The sequence below is a fragment of the Streptomyces sp. NPDC034086 genome, from assembly GCF_055575515.1.
The window spans coordinates 735,737-759,693 of sequence record NZ_JBVISM010000001.1 but is presented as its reverse complement, the minus strand read 5'-3'; the positions used below and the strand labels follow the sequence as shown (position 1 = coordinate 759,693).

The following is a 23,957-nucleotide window of genomic DNA, read 5'->3' as shown; positions in this document are numbered from 1 at the left end:
ACGGCGTGGTCACAGCCCGGTCCTCCCGTACGCCGCGGGTCCGCACCTCAGCGGGCCTGGCGCACCTGCTCGGGCTGGCCCTGCTGCTGACCGGTCTGCTCTGCGCCCATGGCGCCGGCTCCCAGGGCGCCGCCCACGCCACCGCCGCCCCGTCCCCCGCCCACGCCACCGCCGCTTCGCCCCCCGCCCGCGCGTCCGCCGGCCCGGGTTCGGCCATGCCGGGTTCGATCGCGCCGGCGGCGCCGGCCGGCACCACGGCCGCGGTCTCGGCGGCCCCCGCCGACCGCCACGACCCCTCCCACCCGGTCCACGGCTGCACTCCCCTGCCTCCCCGGGCCGGCTCCCCGGCCGACGCGACCGCCGCTCCCCCGGCGGCGGCCGTCGCCGGGGCCGCCCTCGCGGCCCGCCGGGACGGGGCCGGCCACGGCGGCGCGGTCCGCCACCCGGCCGGAGCCGCGGCCCCGGCCCTCCCGAGAGCCTCGGCCGTCCTCCAGGTGTAGGCCGGGATCCGTCCGGGCCCGTCCCGCGATCCCCACCACCCCGCGCCCTCCGGGCCGTGGGGTGCCCGCCGCACGGAGGAACTCTGTTGACCAGCCCCCTCGCACGCTCCCCGCGCCCCTTTCACCCCGTTCCGTCCTGGTTCGCCACGCTGGTGGCCCTCACCCTGGGCGCGCTGCTGTCCGCGGCCCTCCTCTGCTCCTCGCAGGGGCACGCCGGGGTCTCGTACGGGTCGTCAGCCGCTGGAGCCGCGCTGCAGCCGGGGCCGACGCCCCCCGCAGAACCCCTGGGCCACGCGCACCCGCATCATGGGCACGGCGCGGGCTGCGCCTCCTCCGGCCCGGCCACCTCGGCGCAGGCCCCGAACCCGCTGCCCGCCGGGCCCGCGCGGCCCTCGGCGGGTGCGGACACCGCTCCGGCGGCCGCCCGGGCCGTACCCGCGAGCACCACCGGGCCGGCCGCCACCCGCTCGGGACGTTCCACTCTGACCATCGTCTGTCGATGGCGGCTCTAGTCCGCTCCCGTAAGCCCGTTCGCAACGGCTGACGTATGCCCAACGGGCGGACCCTGCCCTGCCCCGGCTCGGCATTCCCACGAGCGCGACCACCCGAAGCACCATCAAACGAGAGCGGAACCATGCATCCTTCGGCCACCGACGTCACTCCTCCCGCCCGCACCGGCCTCTCCGGGCTGGTCGGCAACACCCCCCTGCTGCGCGTTTCCGAGCCCCTGGCCCCGGCGGGCCGCGGCTTCTGGGCCAAGCTCGAGGGCTTCAACCCCGGCGGCATCAAGGACCGCCCCGGCCTGCACATGGTCGAACGGGCCCGCGCGCGGGGGGAGCTGAAGCCGGGCGCCCGGATCATCGAGTCCACCAGCGGCACCCTCGGCCTCGGCCTCGCCCTGGCGGGCATGGTCCACGGGCACCCCGTCACCCTGGTCACCGACCCCGGCCTGGAGCCGTCGATGATCCGCCTGCTGACGGCGTACGGGGCACAGGTCGACGTCGTCTCCGAGCCGCACCCCACCGGCGGCTGGCAGCAGGCGCGCTGCGACCGCGTCACCCGGCTGCTGGGGCAGCACCCCGGTTCCTGGTGCCCGGACCAGTACAACAATCCGGACAACACCACCGCGTACACCCCGCTGGCCCTCGAACTGGCCACGGAACTCCGCCACATCGACGTCCTGGTGTGCAGCGTCGGCACCGGCGGGCACTCGGCGGGCGTCTCCCGGGTGCTGCGCCAGCTCTACCCCGACCTGAAGCTGGTGGGCGTGGACACCGTCGGCTCCACCATCTTCGGGCAGCCCGCGCGGACCCGCCTGATGCGCGGTCTCGGTTCGAGCATCTATCCGCGCAACGTCGCGTACGAGCAGTTCTCCGAGGTGCACTGGGTCGCGCCGGGCGAGGCCGTGTGGACCTGCCGCCAGCTCGCCGCGTCCCACTACGCCGCCGGCGGCTGGAGCGTCGGCGCGGTCGCCCTCGTCGCCGGCTGGCTGGCCCGGACCCTGCCCGGGGACACCCGCATCGCCGCGGTCTTCCCGGACGGACCGCAGCGCTACCTCGGCACCGTGTACGACGACGACTACTGCGCCGCCCACGGGCTGATGGACTCGCCCCCGGCCGCCGACCCCGAGACGATCGGCCGCCTGGACGAGAAGGAGGTCACCCGCTGGACCCGCTGCGCGAACGTGGTGGACCCGCTGGCCCTGCGCGCGCCGGAGGTCGCGGCGTGATGAAGGGCACCCTCGCGCAGGTCCGCACGTACGAGCGCAGCGTCCAGCTGCTGATGGTGAACCAGTTCACCATCAACCTCGGCTTCTACATGCTCATGCCCTACCTCGCCACGCACCTGGCCGGTCCGCTGGGGCTGGCCGGCTGGACCGTCGGGCTGATCCTCGGCGTGCGCAACTTCAGCCAGCAGGGCATGTTCCTGATCGGCGGCACCCTCGCCGACCGCCTCGGCTACAAGCCGATGATCATCACCGGGCTCGCGCTGCGCATCGCCGGCTTCGCGACGCTCGGGCTGGTCGACTCCGTGCCGGCGCTGATCGCCGCCTCGGCGGCCACCGGCCTGGCGGGCGCCCTGTTCAACCCGGCCACCCGCGCCTACCTGGCGGCGGACGCGGGCGAGCGCCGGGTGGAGGCCTTCGCCCTGTTCAACGTCTTCTACCAGGCCGGCATCCTGCTGGGTCCGCTGGTGGGCATGGTGCTGACGGGCGTCGACTTCCGCGTCACCTGCCTGGTGGCGGCGGGCATCTTCGCGGTCCTGAGCGCCGTGCAGATCCGCGCCCTGCCGGCCCGGCGCGGCAACGACGCCGCCGAGCGCGCCGAAGGCCCCCGGGAGGGGGTGCTGGTCCAGTGGCGCGGGATCCTCGCCAACCGCCCGTTCCTGCTGTTCTCCGTGGCGATGATCGGCTCGTACGTGATGACCTTCCAGGTCTACATGGCGCTGCCGCTGGAGGTCCGGCGGGTCGGCGGTGAGGGCGGCTTCGGAACGGCCTCGGTGGCGGTGCTCTTCGCGGTGTCCGGGCTGAGCACGATCCTCTTCCAGACCCGGGTCACGGCCTGGTGCAAGGCCCGTCTGGAGCCGGGCCGGGCGCTGGCCGCGGGCCTGCTGACCATGGGGGTGGCGTTCCTGCCCCTGCTGGCGGCCACGGCACTGCCGCTGCCGGAGTCCCCGTGGGGGACGCGGCTGCTGGCGGCGGTGCCGCCGGTGCTGTCGGCGCTGCTGCTGGCCGCCGGGACGATGATCGCGTACCCCTTCGAGATGGACACCATCGTCCGCCTCTGCGGCGACCGCCTGGTCGCCACGCACTACGGCCTGTACAACACGGTCTGCGGTGTGGGCATCGCCGTCGGCAACCTGCTCACCGGGGCGGCCCTGGACGCGGCCCGCTCCGCCGGGATGTCGGCGCTCCCCTGGCTGGCCCTGTTCGTCCTGGGCCTCGGCTGCACGGCCGCGCTGTACGGACTCGACCGCACGGGCCGTCTCGCCGCGCCGGCGCGGCGGGCGCGGCCGGAGACCGTGGCGGCCTGACCTCCGGCCCGGCTCCGGCGGGCGGGCCGGGTGCCGCCCGCCGGGCCGGGGCCGGTGTGAGGGCAGGGCTCAGGAGATCCCGTACCACTGGCTGCCCCAGCCGGTGTTGATGGTGCTGGTGGACTGCTCGGCGAGGTTCACGGCGGGCGGCAGGGAGCTCTGGCCGGTCAGGAGGGTGCTGTAGCGCAGGTTCGGGGGCGTGAGGCCGGCGTTGACCGAGATGCCGGCTCCCGTCGACTTCAGGGTGAGCGCGTTGGTGGCCCAGTCGCCGTTGAGGAGGAGGGCGATGAAGTAGGTCCCGGGGGCGGCGGTGAACGGCTTGGCCAGGGCGAACGGTTTGGCGACGGGGTCCGTCATCAGCTGCGGGGAGATGTCGGGCGTGGCCGCGCGCAGGGTGCCGGTGGCGTCGTACACGCCGAGGTAGCAGTCGGACAGCCGGGCCCCCTGGTCGAGTCCGGCCAGCCCCAGCCAGATGTTCGACCAGGTGATCTCCTGGCGCAGGACGACCCGGACCAGGGTGACCCGTCCGCCGACGCCGGCCGCCGACTGCGCGGTGACGTGCCCCGCGTCGTTGGGGTCGCCGGTCCACGCCAGCAGGTTCTGGTCCTGCGGCCGCGGCCCCTCGTACCCGGACCCCGCGCCGCCCGGTGCGGGAGGCGCCGTCGTGGCCGCCGGCCCACCGCCCGCCGCCCGCGGGCTCTTGTCCGGTGAGGTGCAGCCGGCCAGGACGAACAGCGCGGCGAGCGCGGCGGCGAGCGAACGCGCGGCGGTGGTGCGGGTGGACATGCTTCCCCCAGGTGGTGCGGACGGACCGGGGGCCATGGTCACATGCCGGGGAGGGGCCGGGTCCGCCGGCTGACGGTCCCGGCCCCTCGGGGCGGCCGCCGGGGCTCGGCCGGAGCCCCGTCCGTGTCCGCTCAGACGCGGTCGGCGGCGATCAGGACGTACTGGAAGGAACCGTCCTTGTAGGAGTTGATGAACGCCTCCTCGATGCCGGTGACCAGGGAGGAGGTGGCGCGCAGCTCCCAGTAGGGCAGGGTGTCGGGGGTCAGGTCGATGACCGCCTGCGGGACGAGGCGGTTGTCGGCCATGGCCCGCAGGTACTCCCGGCGGGAGTGGATGTTGCACTCGAAGTGGGCGTTGATCTGGGAGACCCACTTGGAGGGCTGGCCGTAACGGGGGTTCCAGCAGCCGGTGATGGTCACGTAACGGCCGCCGACCCCGAGGATGCGGGCGTGCTCGGCGAAGAGGTCGTGCAGGTCGACGTACATGCTCGACTCGTTGTTCCACGAGGCCGCGGCCCGCCCGGTCTCGAAGGGGGTGCCCAGCATGTTGCAGACCCGGGCGCGGACGTGGTCCTCGATGCCGAGTTCGCGGGCGCGCTGGTTGGCGAAGTCGGCCTGCTTGGCCGACAGGGTGACGCCCTCCACCTTGCAGCCGAAGCGCTGGTGGGCCATGACCATCGAGCCGCCGCGGCCGCAGCCGGCGTCCACGAGGGTGTCGTCGCGCCCGATGGGGCCGAGGTGGTCCAGGAGCAGTTCGGCCTGGGCCGACTCCAGCCGGTGCAGCTCGGTGATCAGCTTCTTCTCGTATGCGCTGTCCTCGGGGTCGCCGAGGGCCGCGTGGTCGATGTCGCCGATGCCGTAGTGGTGGTGGTAGAGGCCGTCGACGTCGCCCAGGCGCAGGTTCACGGGCCTGGCCTCGTTGTTCCAGTAGCGGGCGATGTCCCCCTGGTAGGGCGTGCTCGGCGCGGGGATGCGCGCGGAGCCGGCGGAGGAGGCGGTGGTGGTGAGATCGGTGCTAGTCACGGATAAGTCCGTCCTTACCAGAAATCGGGCAGGCTGTAGCGATAGGTGTTGCTCATGTGCCAGTAGTGGTTGCCGTCGACCCAGACGGCCACGCCCCGCAGGAAGCGCAGCACCGTGGGCACGGGGCAGGCGGCGGCCAGCCGGGCGGCCTCGGCCTCGAAGGCGTGCATCAGCTCGTTGTGGATCTCGACGGCCTTCAGGTAGGCGTCCTTGTCGGACAGGCCCTCGCGTTCGGCGATCACCACGGGCAGGTTCATGTGCCTGCCGGGCGAGTTCAGTTCCTTGGTGTACGAGTAGAGGTCGTTGGCGATGGTCGCGGCGTTCCCCGCGAGCGCGATGACCCGCTGCATGGCGGGCTGGGCGTGGAGCTCCGGCGGGAGTTCGTAGCCGCCGACGGTGTCGGTGATGGTGGGGCAGGGCCGGAAGTTGTTGAACTGGCGCATCGCCAGGTACTCGGCCACCTCCGGGACGTACTCCGTCTCGGCCCAGGCGGCTTCGGCGAGGTACCCCATGTGCAGCCGGGCCATGTCGTGCCGGTACCGGTCGGCCTGGGAGGGGGTGGCCGCCCGGACGAAGTACTCCATGGCCGAGCGGTAGGAGCGCCGGGGGGCGTCCGACCGGAGCGACTCCTCCCAGGCCGGCGCGTACTCCCGTGCCGTGTGGAGGGGGTCGAGGGCGGTGTGCGCCATCAGGAGCCGTCCGCCGAGGCCGACGGGCGAGCCGCCGTGGTCCTCGCAGTAGATGTCGTCCAGCACGTTCTCGGCGACCATCAGCCGCGTGGCGATCATCAGGTGGTCGACGGTCGGCGCGTCCGGGTGGCAGGCGACCATGTAGCGGCCCACGGAGAAGCCGTCGAACTGGTCCTCCCATTCCGGGGGGTACGCCTGCACCTCGTCCACCGCCCAGCGCTTGATGCGGCGGCTGACCTCCTCGACCCGTACCGGGTCCGGCTGCGGCACGGGGTGGTGGTAGAGGCCCGGCACGGGCCGGCCCTCCGCCGGGTCGGCGGGCGCCGCCGGTTCCGCGGACGGGGCCAGGTGCAGGGCGGCCGTGCCGAGGCCGCTGGGCCCGCGCAGGATCCGCTCCAGGGCGGCCGGGTCCGCCGGCCCCGCCGCCGTGGCGTCCTCCGCGGGTGCGGGCAGCGTCCCCGGTGCGGGTGCGATGCCGAAGGGGAGGACGGGGGCGGTCGGCAGGGCGGGGCGGGCGGCGACGGGGGCCTCGGCCACCGGTGCCGCCACGACGGCGGTCCCCGCGGCCGCCGCCCCGGCGACGGGGGCGTGGTCCGGGGTGCGGCCCAGGGCGTTGGCGAGGACGTGCGCCCCGAAGTGCGCCGCGGCGGAGGGCAGGCCCGACTGCAGAGGGGAAGACCCGGGCTCGGGCATCCGTGACTCCTTGGTGAGGTGGGTGAGGTGGCCCGGATCCCGGGCGCGCGCGGCCCGCGCGGGAGGATGCCGGGCCCGTTGCGGCCGGGAGGGCGGGTCCGCTAGTCGCGCCTGCGGGCGATCTGTACGTTCTCGAGGACGCCGAGGGCGTCGGGCACCAGGATGGCGGCGGAGTAGTAGGTGGTGACCAGGTAGGAGATGATCGCCTGCTCGTTGATGCCCATGAAGCGCACCGACAGGCCCGGCTCGTACTCCTCGGGCAGACCGGTCTGGCGCAGGCCGATGACGCCCTGGTTGTCCTCGCCGGTGCGCATCGCGAGGATGGAGCTGGTGTTCTCCTTGCTGATGGGGATCTTGTTGCAGGGAAGGATCGGCACTCCGCGCCACGCCGGGACCTGCTGACCGCCGACGTCGACGTGGTCCGGGTAGAGCCCGCGCGCGTTGAACTCGCGCCCGATCGCCGCGATGGTCCTGGGGTGGGCGAAGAGGAACTTCGTCCCGCGGCGGCGGCACAGCAGCTCGTCGAGGTCGTCCGGGGTGGGCGGGCCGGAGTGGGTCTGGATCCGCTGCTTGAAGTCGGCGTTGTGGAGCAGGCCGAACTCCCGGTTGTTGATCAGCTCGTGCTCCTGGCGCTCGCGCAGCGCCTCGATGGTGAGCCTGAGCTGTTCCTCGGTCTGGTTGTGCGGGCCGTTGTAGAGGTCGGCGACCCTCGTGTGGACCCGCAGGACGGTCTGCGCGACGGAGAGTTCGTACTCGCGGGGGTTGAGCTCGTAGTCGACGAAGGCGCCGGGCAGCTCGTACTCGCCGGTGTGGCCGGCCGACATCGCGATCTCGGCCTCGCCGTGACGATTCTGCCGCTGCTGGGGGAGCGAGCTGAACCGGTCGATGTGGGCCTGGAGGGTCGGCGCCGAGGCCACCAGGGCCGCGAAGTCCTCGCGGGAGAGGCTGAGCAGGGTGCCCGGGGTCTCGGCGGTGGCGGTGTAGTCCCAGTCGGCGTCGCCGTCGAGCAGGGCGTTCTCGCCGAAGCGGTCGCCGTCGGCGAGCGTGGCGACGGCGACTTCGTCGCCGTACTTGCCGAGGGAGGTCTGGCTGACGCGGCCGTGCGCGATCATGTGGATCCGGTCCGCCGGGGTGCCCCGTTCGACGAGCACCTCACCGGCGCGGAAGTCGCGCTGGACGCACCGGCCGGCGAGGGCGGTCAGCACCTCCAGGTCGTCGAAGCCGCGCAGCAGGGCCAGTTCCCCGAGTTCCCGGGGGATCACCCGCACCGAGGCACCGTCCTGGACGAACTCGATGCGTCCGTCGCCGACGGTGTAGGTCAGCCGGCGGTTGACGCGGTAGGCGCCGCCCTTGGTCTCCACCCAGGGCAGGCTCCGCAGCAGCCACCGGGAGGTGATCTCCTGCATCTGCGGGGCGGACTTGGTCGTGGAGGCAAGGTTGCGGGCGGCCGCCGTGCTCAGGCTGGACTGCTGCGGCGGATCCAGCTGCGCTTCCGGGCTGGTGTCTACGGTCATGGGGGCGAGCTCTCCTTCGTAAGCGCGGCGACGGACACGGGTACACGTCACCGGTGAAAAGGAAAAAAGAGGGGCGAATATCCGGGAATCCGTCCAGATCTCGGGGAACAGTAACCAGCGGCTCACCCGGGCGGCCTTGAAACGCCGAGGCCATTACCCCGATGCAGTGATCTTGGGCGACTGGAGGTTTGGATCGGCGACCGACGGGAGCCGCGTCCTCCGCTCCGCGCGCCCCGCCCGCCGGCACTAAAAAAGGCCCCTCCCGCCGGCTTCCGCCGGCGGGAGGGGCCCAGGAGGGCGACCGTCAGGTGCGGTACGCGAAGTAGCGCGCGTCCGGGTAGGACGCGATGATGCTCGCGAGCGACTTCCGGTACGTGTTCGTGGAGTGGTACGTGAGGTACGGCATCCCGGCACGGCTGCGGTAGGTGACGATCATGGAGTGGTCCTTGGACCCGTCCTTGTTGAAGTCCACCTGCATGATGTCGCCGATGTCCATCTGGTACACGTTCGCGAGGTTCGCGGCCCGCTGGTTGGACAGCGTGAACCAGGCCCACTCGTTCACCCCGACCCAGGAGACGGACTGGCGGGTGCCGTCGTACCACCAGTTGCGGTAGTCCGAGGAGGAGCCCGGAACGGGCTTCCAGCCACCGGCCTTCAGCGACTGGCTGATGAAGTTGGTGCAGTCGCCGCCGGCGCCGCTGAACTTCCGGTACGCCGGGTTGTAGTTGCTCCAGTACTTCTCCGCGTACTTCGCCATGGCGCTGTAGTCGTAAGCGCCACCCGTCGTCTTCTTCGGGTTCGGCGTGGCCGGGTACTTCGTGGACGCGGGCGTGCCGTCCGGGTACTGGTTGCCGTCGTCGGTGACGACCGCGACCTTGGCCGCCACGGGCTCGTTGACCGCCACGGGAGCGTTCTGGCTGTCCTGGGACTTGATCGAGGTCAGCTCCCAGGAGCCGCCCTTCTTGCCCGTCAGGGTCAGCTCGTAGCGCGTCTTGAAGTCGGTGGTGTCCGGTTCGTCCCCACGCACCTTCTTGTAGGTGAGCGTGGTCTGCTCGGTGACCTGCACGGTCGCCTTGCCGCCGGTGAGGGTGGCGCGGTCCACCACGACGCTGGTGTCGGCGGCCGTGTAGGCCTCGCCGAGCTCCGCGAGGCGGGTCTTGCGGGACTTCAGCGACGCGATGTTCGCGTGCTCGTCCTTCTTCAGCCTGTCCGACAGCCGGGCCTTCTTCTTGGAGGAAGGCGCGGCGTCACGGTGCCGCACGTGACCGTCGACCAGGGCCTGCGTGCGCTGCGAGAGCACGTCGTCGGCAATGCGGGCGAAAGCGTCCGCGGTGGCGCGGTCGGCTTCCTCCGTCGTGCCCGCGCTCGCGGAGTAGGCGAACAGGCTGCCGGACGCCATGGCCACGGTCAGGGCGCCGATGGCGGCCAGCCTGAACCTCTTAGGTATCACTGTGCATCCCCTTGTCACCCGGTCCGCACGGACCGGGCGACGGAATCTTCGCACAACTGGGCGACGCCGTGGCCGTGTTCCGTTTCGTCCCGTCTCGACCGGCAATGATCACGCCAGACGCCGGCCGGCATGCTTCCGCTTCGCGGCGGGACGGCGCCCCGGCGGACCGTCCGCCTTCACCCCACCTCCCCGCCGGCTTCACAGGAGGTGCATCTAGGGTGTAGGCGGAAGCACAGTACGGGGGGCATTCGGAGTGGGCGGGCAGGACATGTCCTCAAGAGGGCGATCACGGGGCAGACGGGCGGCCCCGAAGGACGGCGCGGCGGCCGCTTCGGGCCGCCGCAGGAAGTCCGGGAGCCGCCGGGCGCGGCCCGGCTCCGGCCCGGGCGGCCGCCTCCCGGCGGCGCTCGCGCCGGTCCTCGCCGCGGCGCGCCCCGGACTGCGCCGCCTGCGGCCGGCGTACCCGCGGCCGGGGCGCGGCGACTGGCGCCGGTGGGTCCCCTCGGGTCGCCAGTGGGCCGGCGCCCTCCTGTACCTGCTGGTCGGCATGGCGGGTTTCGTCGGGATCGCCTACGCAACAACGGACATACCCGACGACCTCAACTCTTTCGCCACGCAACAGGACAATGTCTACTACTGGTCCGACGGCTCCACCATGGCCCGCACGGGCTGGGTCCAGCGGCAGGAGATGCCGCTGGCGAAGGTGCCCGAGAAGGTCCAGGGAGCCGTCCTCGCGGCCGAGAACGCCAGCTTCTACTCCGACCCCGGCGTCTCCCCGTCCGGCGTGCTGCGCGCGATGCGCGCGGCGGTGACCGGCGGTGAGACCCAGGGCGGGTCCACCATCACGCAGCAGTACGTGAAGAACGCGTACCTGAACCAGGACCGCACCCTGTCGCGCAAGTTCACCGAGCTGCTGCTCGCCGTGAAGCTGGACAGCCGCGTGGGCAAGAAGCAGATCCTGGAGGACTACCTCAACACCAGCTGGTTCGGCCGCGGCACCTACGGCATCCAGCGCGCGTCCCAGGCGTACTACGGCAAGGACGTCTCGCAGCTCAACGCCAGCGAAGGCGCCTTCCTGGCCTCCCTCCTCAAGGGCGCCGGCCTCTTCGACCCCTCGCTCGGCAAGGAGAACCACGCGCGGGCCGTCGAGCGCTGGAGCTGGATCCTGGACCGCATGGTCGAGACCGGCCACCTCTCCCCCGCCGAGCGCGCCACGTACACGAAGTTCCCGGAGCCCTCGGCCGCCTCCCTCGTCGGCATGCCCGGGGCCCAGAACGGCTACCTGGTGGAGATGGCCAAGGCGTACGCGATCAAGGCCGGCCACCTCAAGGAGTCCGACTTCGACCTCGGCGGCTACCAGATCTACACCACCTTCGACAAGGACCGCATGGCGGCCCTGACCGCCGCGGTCCAGCAGGCCCAGAAGGACATCGACCCCGAGCGGCGCCCCGACACCGACAAGTACGCGAAGATCGGCGCGGCCAGCGTGGCCCGTGACGGCCGGCTGCTCGCCGTGTACGGCGGCCCCGACTACCTGAAGCAGGGATTCAACGAGGCGAACGCCACGACGATCCCGGCGGGCACGGTGTTCACGCCCCTCGTCTACGCCGCCGCGCTGGAGGACGGGGTGCTGCGCACGCGCGGCCAGGCCCGTACCCCGGTCTCCCCCTCCAGCGTGTACGACGGCAACGACCAGGCGACGGTGCACACGCCCGAGGGGCCGTACTGGGACCGCAGCGGCAAGGTGGTCAAGGGGCACAACGAGGGCGACCGCAGCTGGGGGCAGATCACCCTCCAGCAGGCGGTGGCCCAGTCCGTCAACACCCCCATGCTCCAGCTCGGCCTCGACGTCGGGCTCGACCGGGTGGAGTCGTACGCCGAGCGTGCGGGGCTGCTCGTGTCGAGCCTCGGGCCGCGGATCCCCTCCTTCGCGCTCGGGGAGAACTCCACGCCCAGCGCGATCCGGATGGCCGGCGCCTACCAGACCTTCGCGGCGGACGGAATGCACACCGACCCCTACTCGGTGCGGTCGGCCACCCGCGCCGGCGCCGCCGTGCCGCTGGACCCGCCGAAGGCGGCCCGGGCGATGTCGCAGAAGACCGCGCGCACGGTGACGGAGGCCCTGCGGGCGGCCGTCAGCGAGGGCTCCGCCAAGGCCGCGGCCAAGGCCCAGCCGGGTGCGGCGGGCAAGACGGGCACGACCGCGGCGAACACGGCGGGCTGGTTCGTGGGCACCACCGCGCAGGAGACCACGGCGGTGGTGGTCTACCGGATGTCGCTGCTGGACCTGGTCCCGCTGCCGCTGACGGGGCTGGCCGGCGACGCCCCCACCACGCCCGGCAGCGCGCGGGCGGTCGGCCTGTGGGCCGACTACGCGAAGGCCGTGAAGTAGGCCGAGCCGGGACGCGGCCCGGGCCCGGCGGGCCCGGCCGCGCCGGCCGGGGTCACTTGACGAGCGTCTTCCAGTCCGGCGCCTGCGCCGGGTCGAGCATCCGCAGCTGGGCCAGGACCTTCGGATCCTGGACGTCCATCCAGTCCGCCACCTCCCGGAAGGACGCGCAGCGCACGTCCTGGCGGTTGCAGACCTCTCTCATCACGTCCTCGACGGCCTTCATGTAGATGCCGCCGTTCCAGTCCTCGAAGTGGTTGCCGATGAACATCGGCGCCCGGCTGCCGTTGTAGACGCGGTTGAAGCCGTTCATGTAGGAGCCGCGTACCTGCGCCTGCCAGCCGGAGAACTTCGCCGGGTCGCCCTGGGTGCTGTCGCCCGACTGGTTGTAGAGGAAGTTGAAGTCCATGGAGAGCACCTGCACCTCCTTGCCCTGCAGGGGGACGAGCTGGAGCGGGAAGTTCCAGATGCCGTCCATCTTGGCCGGCCACATCTGGAAGTCGCCGGAGGAGCTCGCGTCGTAGCGCCAGCCGTACTGCTTGATCGCCGTCACGAGGTTCTTCTGGCCCTCGAGGCAGGGCGCGCGGCCGCCGACGACCTCCCGGTCGGGGTCGAACGGCAGGGGTGCCTCACCGGTGAAGCCGGTGTTGGTCTTCCAGCCCTTCATGAAGGCGTACGTCTGGTCGATCTCGCTCTTCCACTCCTCGGTGCTCCAGTCGCCGCCGCCCTTGGGGCCGCAGAAGTGCCCGTTGAAGTGGGAGCCGATCTCGTGGCCGTCGGTCCAGGCGCCGCGCAGCTGCTGGAGCGTGGACCGCACGTGCGGGACGGTCGGGTAGGAGATGGCGGCCGCGCCCTGGCCGTGCTGGGGCGGGCGGTAGAGCGACTTCTTGTTCTCCGGCAGCAGGTAGATGCCCGTGAGGAAGAAGGTCATGTGGGCCTTGTTCTGCTTGGCCACCTGCCGGAAGTGCGAGAAGAGGTGGTCGTCGCCCTCCAGCGCGCCGTCCCAGGAGAAGACCACGAACTGCGGGGGCTTCTCGCCCGGCTTCAGCTTCTCGGGCTTGAGCTGTCCCGGCTGCGGTCCGGTGTAGGAGGTGGAGCCGTCGCCCAGTACCTCGACCTTGCCGTCCCAGTCGGGCTTAGGGCCCTTGCCGAAGCCGGGACCGCCGGTCACCGCGCCCGCACCCGCCGGGGCCGCCAGTCTGGCGTCGTGCTCCGCCTCGGAGCTTCCCGGGAGGCCGACCGCGAACGCGACGGCGGCCCCGCCCGCGACGAGCACGGCCCCGGCTATGCCCAGGCGCTTGCGGTTGCGCGTCTTGCGGCGGGCCTTGCGGGCCGTACGGGATTTCGCCCGGGCACCGGCGTCGGTCTCGGCCATCGCGGTCGTACCCCCCTGAATCTCCGCAGCCGGGCCGCGCGTGGATGCTTCATACGAATATAGAACTTCTCGGCACGGCTCTTGTACCACACCCCCCGTACCGCACGGTTTCACAGCGGGTCCACAGGCCGCGCCGCGGGGCGGGCGCCGGAGGGGCCGCGGCAGGCGCCTCGGGAGGACCCGCCGTTGCGGCGGTCACCCGGTTTGCCCCTTGCGGTGGGCATCCGGACACCGGGGTTTTGACTGGGAGCCCGGAAGACCCTTGGAGGCCCGGTGGCGGCGGTCGTGTGGAAGCGCGGTGCGGCGGGCGCGGTGGCACTGGCGGCGATGGTGCTCGGCGCCGCCGGCTGTTCGGACGGCGGCGGCATGCCGTCCGGTGCGGTGTCGAGCGCCGCCGAGGCGGTGAGATCGGCCGGCGAGTCCGTCTCGTCGGCGGCCGCCGAGGCGGCGAGGGCCGCCGAGTCCGCCGCCGCCGTGGCCAGGGACGAGCTCGCCGGGATCAAGGACGGGGTCGACGCCGAGGACCAGGTGTCCCTGGGGGCGGTGACGACGGACGCGGACGGGCGTACGTCGGTCCCCGTGACCGTGCGCAACACCGACGGGAGGCAGAAGTCCTTCGCGGTCCGGATCGAGTTCGAGGACGAGAGCGGCAAGGTCCTCGACACCGTCGTGGTCACGGTCGCGGACGTCGCGGGCGGGGGCACCGGCCGGGGCACGGCGCGCAGCACGCACGGGCTGTCCGGCACGGTGAAGGCCCGGACCGGCACGGCCCTGCGCTACTGACGCCGCCCGGCGGACGGCCGGCGGCGGGGCCGGGCCCGCCCGTTCCGGCCGGACGGGGCCCGCGTCACTGTTCCTGCGGCGGTTTGCCCTCCGCCGCGGACACCTCGACGAACTCGACCTGGCCCTTGCCGTTGAGGCGCAGGATCGGGACGGCCTTGTTGCGTGGGTTGCCGTTGTTCTGGAAGGAGATGAACCCGCTCGCGCCGGCCACCTGCTGGGTGCCGTCCATCTGGTGGAACATCCGGGCCACCGCGTCGCCGGCGACCTGCCCCTGCCAGCGGGCGGCCATCTGGATGCCGTGGGCCGCGGCGAGGACCGCGTCGTGACCCATCAGGGCCCCGCCGTCCTCGCGCGGGTCGTGCGGGAACCACTGGCTCAGCAGTCCGCCCGGCTGGAAGTTCTTCGCCGACGGCGCGGACACCGCCTGCGGCGCGGAGCGGTACATGTCGGGGTGGGAGAGGCCGGTGTAGAGCACCTGGATGCCGGTCTCGGCGGCGTGGGCGAGCTGCTCGGCGCTCAGGTTGGTCGTGTCGTCCCCGGCGAACACGGTGAACTGCTGGTCGGTGCAGCTGCGGTTGGAGAGCGCGTCGAGGAAGTGGGTGAGGTGCCGGCCGCGGCCCGCGAAGTACACGAGCTGGGGCCGCTGCTGGCACAACTGGCCCGGCATGTAGCGGAGTTCGTTCTGCCAGGCGCTGCTGACGGAGGAGTCGTAGGTCATGCGCTCGGAGACGAGCCGGTGCTTGTCGCCGTCATGGAAGGCCTTGGTGAAGGCGGTGCCCAGGGTCGAGGCGTAGAGGTTTCCCTCCGCCACGTCCTGCAGGACGACGGCGGTGGCGACCCCGTGCCGCTTGAGGTAGCCGGCGGCCGCGTACGCCTCGTCCTCGTTGGTGGGGGCGATCCGCACGAAGCCGTTGATGTCCTGGATGTTCGTCGCGGTCAGGGTGGCGCCGACCATGGCGATGCCGTGTTCGGAGAGGCGCTTTATGGCCGCGAGGTTCTCGTTGGTGCTGGGGCCGAGGCCCGCCACCGCGACGAGCCGGTCCGGGGAGTCCTTGCGGGCGATCAGCTCGTCGACGGTGTGCTTCCACTGCGTGGACCTGCTGCCCGGGTTGGCTATCAGCAGGCGGATCTTGGGCGTGGCGGCGAGGTCGCCCCGGTTGTGCCGGTACTGGGCGAGGTAGGCGCCCTGGAGTTCGTGGCGGACGCCCTCGGCGGAGTTGCTGTCCTCGGCGGTGGTGGTGAAGGAGGTGAGGTAGGCGACGCTGACGTACGGTTCGTCGCCGGCGTTGGCGAGGACCCTGCGGTTCTCCTCCTCGATCTTCTCGCTGACGGCGTCGAGGTGCGGGGCGAAGACGTAGGAGCCGTCGGTCACTCCGACGCACTCGTCCTGCGCGCCGCGTTCGACGACCCCGTCGGCGCATCGTGCCTGGCGGTCCTGGAGCCAGCCGAGGCCCAGCCAGAGCCCGGCGGTCAGCGCGATGACGGCCGCGAGGGCGAGGGCGACGCGGCGCACGACGTGCAGGGGCCATTCCAGTCTGGGCACGCGCTCAGCCCTCCCAGCCGGCGGTCTGGGGATCGCGCCAGTGGCGGTACCGTTCCGACTCGTTGAAGAGGGCCACGATGTCGTTCCTCCGCAGTTGGGACAGCTGGGTGTAGCCGTCGGCGATCATGTCGTTGAGCCGCATGGCGGGGTCGGCGAGCGGATCGCTCCACACCCAGCGGGTGGTCACCAGGGTGTGGATCACGGACTCGGTGTCCATCACCCGCCCGGGGCGGCGCGGGACGAGTCCCGCGAGGAGTTCCAGGGGTCCGCTGTCGGCGGGCAGGCGGTTCGGCGCGGCGGTGATCGCGTCGAACTCGGAGATCCACTGGGCGGCCGGTACGGCGGCGAAGCGGCGCGCCAGGTGGGCGGTGACCTCCTCGGTCCGCCCCCGGGCGAGCTGGTGGTACATCTCCTGCACCGGCTTGCCCTCGCCGTGGTAGTACTCCGCGAGGAGTTCGTGCACCGCGTCCCACCCCTCGGGGCGGGCGGCCAGCCGCCACAGCAGCAGCCGGCGCAGCCACGGGTGGAGTACGGGAACGACGGAGACGGGCCCGCTCAGCAGCCAGCGGGAGCGGATGTCGCCGAAGAGGGAGTCGTCGGGGCTGAGGAGCCGGGTGGCGACGGAGAAGTCCCGGGCGGCGGCGCATTCGGCGAGGGCCGCCCGCTGGGTCCTGTCGAAGTCGCGCAGGAGGTGGCCGAGGGCCGTGTCGGCGAGGGTGGCGGAGTCCTCCCCGGTGCGCAGCGGCCGGTCCGGCAGGGTGCGCAGCCAGCGGTCCTGCCCGGGACCCGGGTCCCTCGGGGGCCCCGCCTGGCGCAGTACGTCGAGCACCTGGTGGACGGCGCGCGGCAGTCCTCCGGTGAGACGGTGCACGAAGGGGGTGAGGCGGGTCAGCGCGGCCAGGTCGCCGTGCCCTCCGAGCTGGAGCTCGATCCGGATCCGCACCTCGTCGAGGTTGAGGTCGCGCAGGCGCAACGGGTACCACCAGGAGTCCTCGCTGTCGCGGGTCGGCCGGTGGGCGTTCCAGTCGGCCAGGGAGGCCCGGTCGGGTCCGCGCAGCTGCCAGGGCCAGGACTCCCCGGTGGCCGGGCCCCAGCGGGGCAGCCAGCGGTTGGAGCTGGCGACGACGGTCAGCGGGTCGCTCGTGCGGCCGGCGACGACCGTCTCGTCGTGGCGGGAACGCAGCAGCAGGTCGAGGAAACGGCGGCCGTACTCGGTGTGGGAGTTGTCCAGGAGCAGCAGGTAGGAGCGGGGCATGAAGTTGCGGGCCGTGTTGCGTCTGAGGTCCTCCAGGAAGGCGGAGAAGAGGATGAGGTCGAGCCGTTCCTGTTCGTCCTCGTCGCCCTCGTGCCGCCAGAGGTTGAGTTCCACGAGGGCTTCCATGGGGTCCGCGCTGCGGGTCATGGGGTGACGTCCGTACCAGTGGGCCCCGGCGGTGAGCCGGTTGCCCAGTCTGCCGCCGAACAGGCCGGGCACGGTGCGGCGGCCGCGCCGCAGGGCGTCCTGGAAGAGGGCGAGTGCGGCGTTGGAGGCGCCTTCGGGCATGCCGACCGCGCCCATGCCGACTTCGAAGAAGGCGGCCAGGTAGTCGCCGTGCCTGGCCTCGTTCTCCTCCTGGAACCGGTCGAGCCGGCGCTGCACCGCGCGCCGTCCCTCGGGAAGGCTGCGCATGCTCAGTTCCTGGTCGGAGGCGAGCAGGCCGAGGCTGAGCAGCGGGAAGTGGGAGCGGCCGTAGCGGGGCAGTTTGCGTTCGAGCTGGCGGGCCAGGAGGCCGAGGGCGTAGCGCGGCAGCAGGGACTGGGCCCCGCCGAAGTTGACGAAGGCGAAGGGGTAGTCGGGCCCGAAGTGCTCCATGAGCGCGCTGTGCGCCTCGCTGGCTCCGCTGCCGGCGGGGCCGAGGAGCACGGTCAGGGGCCGCTCGGCCGCCGGGCTCTCCTTCAGGCACGCGTCGACCAGGGACAGGATGCCGCTGCGGCCCCGCAGGCCCATGCCGGTACCCGGCTCCATCACTCGTGATCCCCCCCCAGGACGACGCTTCCGAGAAGTAGAGACTGCCATCCGGAGCGGGAGCCAGACAGGGGTTTCCGCTCCTGGATCGTTTCGGTCGCCGCGCGGGGGCCGCATCGCCCTTCAGCCGTCCGTGCCGGAGCGGGGTTCCGCCATGCCCCGGTGCACCTGCGCCTTCACGCTGTCGGGCAGGACGCGGTGGGCGAGTCCCTGGGCCCTGGTCTTCCAGGAGCCGGCGACGATCTTGTCCTTGCCGGCCGTCATCGCCTCGAAACCCTGCGCGGCCACCCGGGCCGGGTCGTCCTTCCGCGACCGGCCGACCCTCGTGTCCGGCATGCCGGCCCGTTCGAAGAACTCGGCGTCGGTCGGGCCGGGCATCAGCGCGGGGACGGTGACCCCCGTGTCCTCCAGTTCGTTCCGCAGCGCCTGGGCGAACGCCTGCGGGAACGACCTGCTCGCGTTGTACACGGCCTGGAAGGAGCCGGGCACGGTGGACGCGATCGACGACGTGACGAGCACGCGCCCCTCTCCGTCCTCCACCATGCCCGGCAGCAGCAGTTTCGCGAGGCGGACGGTGGAGGTGATGTTCAGGTCGCAGCCGTGTCCGGCGCATTGTCCGGCCAGTTGGAAACCGATGCCGCTCGACGCACCGGTGACGACTGCCAGGGGGTGGGTCGTCTCCATGTCCGGCGCCTACCCGGCCGCGGGCGTCCCACCGCCCCGTCACCCCGTCACCCCGTGTCAGGCGCGGTCCGTCCGCAGGAGGTCCAGGACCGCCTGTTCCACGGCGCCGTGGGTGGCGGGCCGGCCGAAGAGGCCGTCCTCGCCCAGCTCCCCGAGGGAGTCCGCGACGGTCCGGCCCTCTTCGTAGAGCTCGATGACACGCGGGTCGATGTAGGAGGCCCGGCACACGGCGGGCGTGTTCCCCAGGTATTCGCTCACCTCGCGCACGGCCCGCGCGACGACCTTGCCGCGCCGGGCGCGGGAGGCGTCCGAGGTGGCCTCGGAGACCGCCAGGGCGACCGCGGCCAGGACGGTGGCGTACCAGGTCCGGAAGTCCTTCGCGGTCACGTCCTCCCCTGCGCGTTCCCGCAGGTAGGCGTTGAGGTCCCCGGCGTGGACCTCGTGCCACGCGCCCCGTTCCCAGTACGCGAACAGCCGCGGGCCGGGGTCCTTGCGGCGGAGCAGTGCCCGGACCACCGCGTGGGCCTGGGCGTCGACCAGCGTACGGTCGACCGTACGGCCCGACTTGGCGGGGAAGCGCAGGCGGATCTCGCCGCCGCGGCAGGCGGCGTGCTCGCGCAGCAGGGTGGTGAGGCCGTAGCTGCCGTTCTCCCGGGCGTAGCGTTCGCCGCCGATCCGCAGGAAGCCGAGGTCGAGCAGGCGCGTCACGCAGGCCAAGACCCGCACCCGGGTCAGCCCGCGCCCCGCGAGGTCCCGCGTCACCTCTTCCCGGAGCCGTGGCAGGGCCCGGGCCACGCATTGGACGTGCTCGTGCTTGGCGGCGTCCTGCTGCTCACGGAAGCGCGGGTGGTAGAGGTACTGGCGCCGGCCCGCCGCGTCCGTCCCGACGGCCTGGATGTGCCCGTTGGCCCGCGGGCAGATCCAGACCTCCCGCCAGGCCGGGGGGATCACGAGCGCACGGACCCGCTCCACGTCCGCTTGCGGCAGGGGCCGGCCCTGGGCGTCCAGGTACCGGAAGCCGCGCCCGTGGCGAACCCGCCGCCATCCGGGAGCGTGGGGATCACTGGTCCGCAGCCTCACGACGGCCGTCGGTCCGCGTCGCGCCGGGTGCGCGGGGCGCGCGCCTGTCCCGAGCGGTCATCGGGCAGCGGCGGGAAGCGGTGCCCGCCGGCGTCGGGGCTCTTCATGCGGGCCGCCTACCCGGGCGCGCCGGGCGGCATGCGGGACTGCCCGGCGGGCGGCCCCGGGCAGGGGCACCCGCCCCCGGGCCGGGCCCGGCCGGGATACCGCTGCCCGGCCCGGTGCGGGCGGCCCCCGGGCCGGGCCCGGCCCGGATCCGGTTCACCCGGCCGGGTCACCGGCACCGGGCCCCCGCCGGGCGTCCGCCCGGACCCGGCGGTGCGACAAGGCGGGTGGCGGTCCGGGAGCGGTGCCGGGCGCGTTCGGCCGCGTACTGGTCGGCAGCCGTCCGAGGCGGGAGGCGGCTCACGGCGGTGCGGTACCGGGGCCCGCCGCGCCCCGGGAGGCCGTCCCCGGCAGGACCCGGACCGGAATGCCGTACCGCCAGGCCACGGACCCAGGGCGAGCCCGGCCGGGTGCCGCTGAGCCGTCCTGTGCGGGCGGCCCACGGGCCGGGCCCGGCCCGGGACGCGGCGACCCGGCCGGTACGGCCCGGCCCGGTCACCGGCACCGGCCCGCCGGCATGCGGGGCGCGCGGCGACGGGGCCGAGTCAGCCGGAGTAGGGGCAGCCGGGCTGGTGCGGCCGGCCCGCGCCCCGGGCCTGGCCTGGCCCGGGACCCTGCGCCCCGGCCGGCCCGATCACCGGCACCGGGCCGCCCGACGGGCGTCCGGACCCGGCGGTGCGACGGGGCCGGCTCCGCTCGACGTGCGGTGCCGGGTGCGGTCGGCCGCGTACGGGTCAGGGGCCGGCTGAGGCAGGGGCCGGCTCACGGCGGTGCGGTACCGGAGCCCGCCGCGACCCGGGCAGGCCGTACCCGGCAGGACCCCGGTCGGAACGCCGCACCCGACAGGACACGTGCTCAGGGCGGGCCCGGCCGGGATGCCGCTGAGCCGTCCGGTGCGGACGGCCCGCTCGCCGGGCCTGGCCCCGGACCCTGCGCCCCGGCCGGTGCGCACGGCCCGATCACCGGCACCGGGCCGCCCGACGGGCGTCCGGACCCGGCGGTGCGACGGGGCCGGCTCCGCTCGACGTGCGGTGCCGGGTGCGGTCGGCCGCGTACGGGTCGGGGGCCAGCTCACGGCAGTGCGGTACCGGGCCGGCCGCACCCGGCAGGGCCCGGGCGGAGCGCCGTACTGGCAGGAAACGGAACGGTAGGCCGGCCCCTGCCGGGAGCCGGCCGAAGGCCGTGCCCGGCCGCACCCGGACCGGCACGCCCCCTCCCCCGGCATTGCCGGGCCCGGCACGCCGATTCGGCCAACGCCGTTCCGGGCAGCGCCCAGGGCGGCCGGCAGTATCCGCCGGAACCCGGAACAGATCTGCGTGTCCCCGGGAGCCGTCCGGACGGGCGGGCCGTGCTGGCCAGGACCGGACCCGGGAGTCCGACGGGGCCGGAGGCACCCCGGCTGGGTCCGGGCCGGGAGGCCGCCCACGGAGGGCGCAGGGCGGGAGGCCGTCAGGCCGCCGTGCCGACCGCCACGGGAACGGCCTGGCGGGACACGGCGGGCTCCGCCATCACGACGGGCGGCGTGGTACGGCGGGGCCGGCGGCCCTTGAGCAGGTAGCCGCAGGCAACGGCGCCGGCCACGATCAGGCCGCCCGCGACCAGGGTGACCCGGACTCCCGCCAGCTCCATCAGCAGGCCGAGCGTGGGCGGCGCCGCGAGGCTCCACACCGTGCGGATGCTGGACCACGCGCCCAGGACCCGGCCCCGCATCCGGGCCGGGGGGTCGGTCTGCAGGACGGTGGACTGGGCCGTGTCGGCCACCGACTCCGCGACGGCCATCGGCAGGACGATCACCATCAGCGCGGCGAGGGACGGGGACACGCCCGCGAGGACCTGGAGCAGTCCTCCGGCAGCCGTCAGCGCCCCCACCAGGCGGACGCCGGGGCTGCGCAGCCGGGCTCCCAGTACGGCACCGAGCAGGCCGCCCACGGCCAGGACGGTGGAGACCTTGCTGAAGGAGCCGGCGCTGCCCGCGAGGGGGCCGGCGACGAGCACCACCAGGGTCAGCGAGTAGTTGCGGCCGAAGAGCGCGCTCACCGCGTTCATGGCGGCGAGCGCCACCAGCCGTGGACGGCTCATGAAGTAGGCCAGGCCCTGGCGGGCGCTCAGCGTCTCGGCCGCGGGGGCCGCCGCCGGCGGCGGGACGGCGGCGGAGACGGCCGGTGCCGCCGCCCGGACCGGCTTGAGGAACGGGATCACACCGGCCACGAACAGGAACGACAGGCCGTTCGCCACGTACGCCGAGGCCGTGCCCATGACGCCGACGGCGATGCCCGCGAGCGCGGCGCCCATGAGCCTTCCGGCACTGTGGACGAGCGAGCCCACCCCGATGGCCGAGGGGACGTCCCGCGTGTGCACGAGGTCATTGCCCAGGAGCGAGCAGGCCGGTCCGTCGACGGTGGCGATGAGACCCGTGACGGCCGCCAGGGCCATCAGCACGGGCAGGTTCAGCAGGTCCAGCCCGACCAGGACGGCGGTCACCAGGGCGACGGCGCCGAGGACGGCCTGGCTCACGGCCGCGGTCAGCTTGCGGGGCCAGCGGTCCACCGCGGCGCCGCCGAGCAGGCCGAAGAGCAGGCCGGGAGCGGCCTGTACCGAGATGGACAGTCCCGTGGCGGCGGCGGATCCGGTGATCTGGAGGACCAGCAGGTTCTGGACGGTCAGCTGCATCCAGGTGCCGGCGTTGGACACCAGGCTGGCCGCCGCCCACCACCGCATGCTGCGGTAGCGCAGGCTGCGCCAGGGGGAGCGGTCGACGGGGGCGTCGAGCCGGGCGGACGGCGAGTCCGCGGCGGAGGGCGCGACGGGAGAGGGGGAGGAGGGCAGGGCGGAGGATGTGGCAGACACAGGGGCGGCACTCGGGAACGGCCGCGGGGTGCGGCTGGCGGCAGGGGGCGGCGGGCGGCGGTTCCGCCCCGGCGGCGCACGGCCCGGGGGCTGCGGTGCGGCGGGGGCGACGAGCGCGCCGCAACCATGGTGGCAGACCTCGCCGGCCCGTCCCGGCCTCCGGCGTGCCGAGGACCGGCCGGCGCCCCCAGATCGCCCGTGGCCGGGGCGAGTTGGGCACGGGGTGGGGTTGCTCACACGGCCCCCGGTCCACGGCCCGCACGGCCCCCACCCCCCGGACGGCCCGCACGGCCCCCACCCCGCGGACGGCCCGCACGGCGCGGCCGTGGGCCCGTGCCCGGCCGTGGGGGACCCGGGGGTCGGGGCGCCCGGCGGCGATCACTGCCTGCGCCCCGGACCGGGCCCGGTGTGCGCCGTCCCTCCGGTCCGGCGGGCGCTCACCCGTCCGGGCGAACGCGGCCGGGCACGACTGTCCGCCGTCTCCGCGACACTTCGGCGCGGTCCGGCCCGTCCGCCCCGAGGGGCACTGCCACAGTGTGGCCGTGCCGTCTCCGGCGGGCCGTCCGGCCCGTCCACCCGTACGGCGGCGCGGAAGGAGAGTGGCACGTGACCGCAGCACAGGCAGATCTGGGCGGGAAGCTGGCGCTGGTGACCGGAGGGGCGCGCGGGCTGGGCGCGGCCATCTCGCGGCGGCTGGCCGCGGCGGGGGCGACCGTCCTGGTGGCGGACGTGCGCAAGGACCTCGCGCAGGAGTTGTGCGCGGACCTGCTGGTGGCCGGCGGCCAGGCGCGGTTCGTGGAGCTGGACGTGTGTGACCCCGGGGCGGTCGCGGCCGTGTTCCGGGACATCGAGGAGGACGGCCAGGCGGTCGACGTCCTCGTCAACAACGCCGCGGTGGACGTGTCCAAGGCCGTCGAGCAGCTGTCGGCGGAGGAGGTCACGCGCGTGGTGACGACCAACCTGCTGGGGCCGATGTACCTCTGTCTGGAGTCCTACCGGCGCATGGTCGCCCGGGGCGGCGGCCACATCGTGAACATCTTGTCGACGGCCGCCAACCGGACGTGGACCGAGGCCGGTCCGTACGCCGCCAGCAAGACGGGCCTGCGGGCCTTCACCCACACGCTCTTCAAGGAGGCGCAGCGGGACTGCGCGGGCATCGGCATCACCGGCGTCATCGCGGGCGGCATGGAGACCGGCTTCATCCTGGAGCGTTTCCCGGACGCCGACGTGTCGATGCTGCAGAGCCCGGACATCGTGGCCGACACGGTCATGTACGCGCTGTCCGTGCCCGTCGGCAGCGTGGTGCCCGAGCTCGTCGTCGTGCCGCGGTGCGAGCCGTCCTGGCCCTGATCCGGAGCCGGGGGGTTACGCGGCGTCATCACTCCAATGCGGCGTGGACGTGCCGACGGCCGGGTCCGCGTGCACGCTGGGATCCTCTGGCGGCCCTCCGGGGCCGGCC

The 23,957-nt window shown here is 73.7% G+C and carries 18 protein-coding genes; 7 read left to right on the top strand and 11 right to left on the bottom strand.

Annotated features, from left to right (window positions below):
* Nucleotides 1-5 precede the first annotated feature (5 nt).
* From ACZ514_RS03405 to ACZ514_RS03390, 4 genes are all read left to right on the top strand, one after another.
* A complete protein-coding gene (locus ACZ514_RS03405; RefSeq protein WP_468162653.1) occupies nt 6-500 on the top strand; it encodes a hypothetical protein in 495 nt (164 codons plus the stop codon).
* An 86-nt stretch (nt 501-586) separates the two neighbouring features.
* Complete coding sequence (locus ACZ514_RS03400) at nt 587-1,012, top strand: hypothetical protein (protein ID WP_469123980.1); 426 nt, start codon at nt 587-589, stop codon at nt 1,010-1,012.
* A 122-nt stretch (nt 1,013-1,134) separates the two neighbouring features.
* Nucleotides 1,135-2,229, top strand: coding sequence for a PLP-dependent cysteine synthase family protein (locus ACZ514_RS03395; RefSeq protein WP_468162657.1), 1,095 nt, complete (start codon nt 1,135-1,137; stop codon nt 2,227-2,229).
* On the top strand, nt 2,229-3,533 hold the full coding sequence (locus ACZ514_RS03390; RefSeq protein WP_468162658.1) for an MDR family MFS transporter: 1,305 nt from the start codon (nt 2,229-2,231) through the stop codon (nt 3,531-3,533). The genes ACZ514_RS03395 and ACZ514_RS03390 overlap by 1 nt, the downstream gene beginning before the upstream one ends.
* Before the next feature lie 69 nt (nt 3,534-3,602).
* On the opposite strand, the gene ACZ514_RS03385 is transcribed toward ACZ514_RS03390, so the two are convergent.
* The 5 genes from ACZ514_RS03385 to ACZ514_RS03365 all read right to left on the bottom strand — a co-directional run bounded on the left by ACZ514_RS03385 (nt 3,603) and on the right by ACZ514_RS03365 (nt 9,687).
* A complete protein-coding gene (locus ACZ514_RS03385) occupies nt 3,603-4,319 on the bottom strand; it encodes a hypothetical protein (protein WP_468162660.1) in 717 nt (238 codons plus the stop codon).
* 131 nt (nt 4,320-4,450) lie between these two features.
* A complete protein-coding gene (locus ACZ514_RS03380) occupies nt 4,451-5,341 on the bottom strand; it encodes a geranyl diphosphate 2-C-methyltransferase (protein WP_468162662.1) in 891 nt (296 codons plus the stop codon).
* A 14-nt stretch (nt 5,342-5,355) separates the two neighbouring features.
* Nucleotides 5,356-6,723 carry a family 2 encapsulin nanocompartment cargo protein terpene cyclase gene (locus ACZ514_RS03375; RefSeq protein ID WP_469123979.1) on the bottom strand — a complete coding sequence of 456 codons (1,368 nt, stop codon included), beginning with the start codon at nt 6,721-6,723 and terminating at the stop codon, nt 5,356-5,358.
* Nucleotides 6,724-6,824: 101 nt separating this feature from the next.
* Nucleotides 6,825-8,237 (bottom strand): family 2B encapsulin nanocompartment shell protein, encoded by a 1,413-nt coding sequence (locus ACZ514_RS03370; RefSeq protein WP_468162666.1) that lies wholly within the window; start codon nt 8,235-8,237, stop codon nt 6,825-6,827.
* 304 nt (nt 8,238-8,541) lie between these two features.
* Nucleotides 8,542-9,687, bottom strand: coding sequence for an amidase domain-containing protein (locus tag ACZ514_RS03365; protein WP_468162668.1), 1,146 nt, complete (start codon nt 9,685-9,687; stop codon nt 8,542-8,544).
* A 268-nt stretch (nt 9,688-9,955) separates the two neighbouring features.
* Here ACZ514_RS03365 and ACZ514_RS03360 point away from each other — a divergent pair, with 268 nt between their 5' ends.
* Nucleotides 9,956-12,079, top strand: a complete 2,124-nt coding sequence (locus ACZ514_RS03360; RefSeq protein WP_469123978.1) for a transglycosylase domain-containing protein — start codon at nt 9,956-9,958, stop codon at nt 12,077-12,079.
* Between the two features lie 52 nt (nt 12,080-12,131).
* On the opposite strand, the gene ACZ514_RS03355 is transcribed toward ACZ514_RS03360, so the two are convergent.
* On the bottom strand, nt 12,132-13,451 hold the full coding sequence (locus ACZ514_RS03355; RefSeq protein WP_469123977.1) for a polysaccharide deacetylase family protein: 1,320 nt from the start codon (nt 13,449-13,451) through the stop codon (nt 12,132-12,134).
* A 273-nt stretch (nt 13,452-13,724) separates the two neighbouring features.
* On the opposite strand from ACZ514_RS03355, the gene ACZ514_RS03350 reads away from it, so the two are divergent.
* Nucleotides 13,725-14,234 (top strand): hypothetical protein, encoded by a 510-nt coding sequence (locus tag ACZ514_RS03350; protein WP_469123976.1) that lies wholly within the window; start codon nt 13,725-13,727, stop codon nt 14,232-14,234.
* A gap of 64 nt (nt 14,235-14,298) precedes the next feature.
* On the opposite strand, the gene ACZ514_RS03345 is transcribed toward ACZ514_RS03350, so the two are convergent.
* From ACZ514_RS03345 to ACZ514_RS03325, 5 genes are all read right to left on the bottom strand, one after another.
* A complete protein-coding gene (locus ACZ514_RS03345) occupies nt 14,299-15,777 on the bottom strand; it encodes an ABC transporter substrate-binding protein (RefSeq protein ID WP_468162676.1) in 1,479 nt (492 codons plus the stop codon).
* Between the two features lie 4 nt (nt 15,778-15,781).
* Entirely contained in the window at nt 15,782-17,782 is a 2,001-nt protein-coding gene (locus tag ACZ514_RS03340) for a hypothetical protein (protein ID WP_469123975.1), read from the bottom strand.
* A 123-nt stretch (nt 17,783-17,905) separates the two neighbouring features.
* A complete protein-coding gene (locus ACZ514_RS03335) occupies nt 17,906-18,466 on the bottom strand; it encodes an SDR family NAD(P)-dependent oxidoreductase (RefSeq protein WP_469123974.1) in 561 nt (186 codons plus the stop codon).
* A 57-nt stretch (nt 18,467-18,523) separates the two neighbouring features.
* Nucleotides 18,524-19,546: a DNA topoisomerase IB gene (locus ACZ514_RS03330; protein ID WP_469123973.1), complete on the bottom strand. Its 1,023-nt coding sequence runs from the start codon at nt 19,544-19,546 to the stop codon at nt 18,524-18,526.
* A gap of 1,554 nt (nt 19,547-21,100) precedes the next feature.
* Nucleotides 21,101-22,369 carry an MFS transporter gene (locus ACZ514_RS03325; protein WP_469124190.1) on the bottom strand — a complete coding sequence of 423 codons (1,269 nt, stop codon included), beginning with the start codon at nt 22,367-22,369 and terminating at the stop codon, nt 21,101-21,103.
* A gap of 735 nt (nt 22,370-23,104) precedes the next feature.
* Here ACZ514_RS03325 and ACZ514_RS03320 point away from each other — a divergent pair.
* Nucleotides 23,105-23,848, top strand: coding sequence for an SDR family oxidoreductase (locus tag ACZ514_RS03320; RefSeq protein WP_468162686.1), 744 nt, complete (start codon nt 23,105-23,107; stop codon nt 23,846-23,848).
* The last annotated feature ends 109 nt before the right edge of the window (nt 23,849-23,957 follow it).

Bases quoted from the DNA above. Each gene is read 5' to 3' on its own strand.
- ACZ514_RS03355 (WP_469123977.1), bottom strand. From the start codon at position 13,451: ATGGCCGAGACCGACGCCGGTGCCCGGGCGAAATCCCGTACGGCCCGC.
- ACZ514_RS03325 (WP_469124190.1), bottom strand. From the start codon at position 22,369: ATGCGGTGGTGGGCGGCGGCCAGCCTGGTGTCCAACGCCGGCACCTGG.
- ACZ514_RS03375 (WP_469123979.1), bottom strand. From the start codon at position 6,723: ATGCCCGAGCCCGGGTCTTCCCCTCTGCAGTCGGGCCTGCCCTCCGCC.
- ACZ514_RS03340 (WP_469123975.1), bottom strand. From the start codon at position 17,782: ATGGAGCCGGGTACCGGCATGGGCCTGCGGGGCCGCAGCGGCATCCTG.
- ACZ514_RS03395 (WP_468162657.1), top strand. From the start codon at position 1,135: ATGCATCCTTCGGCCACCGACGTCACTCCTCCCGCCCGCACCGGCCTC.
- ACZ514_RS03390 (WP_468162658.1), top strand. From the start codon at position 2,229: ATGAAGGGCACCCTCGCGCAGGTCCGCACGTACGAGCGCAGCGTCCAG.
- ACZ514_RS03360 (WP_469123978.1), top strand. From the start codon at position 9,956: ATGTCCTCAAGAGGGCGATCACGGGGCAGACGGGCGGCCCCGAAGGAC.
- ACZ514_RS03385 (WP_468162660.1), bottom strand. From the start codon at position 4,319: ATGTCCACCCGCACCACCGCCGCGCGTTCGCTCGCCGCCGCGCTCGCC.
- ACZ514_RS03335 (WP_469123974.1), bottom strand. From the start codon at position 18,466: ATGGAGACGACCCACCCCCTGGCAGTCGTCACCGGTGCGTCGAGCGGC.
- ACZ514_RS03370 (WP_468162666.1), bottom strand. From the start codon at position 8,237: ATGACCGTAGACACCAGCCCGGAAGCGCAGCTGGATCCGCCGCAGCAG.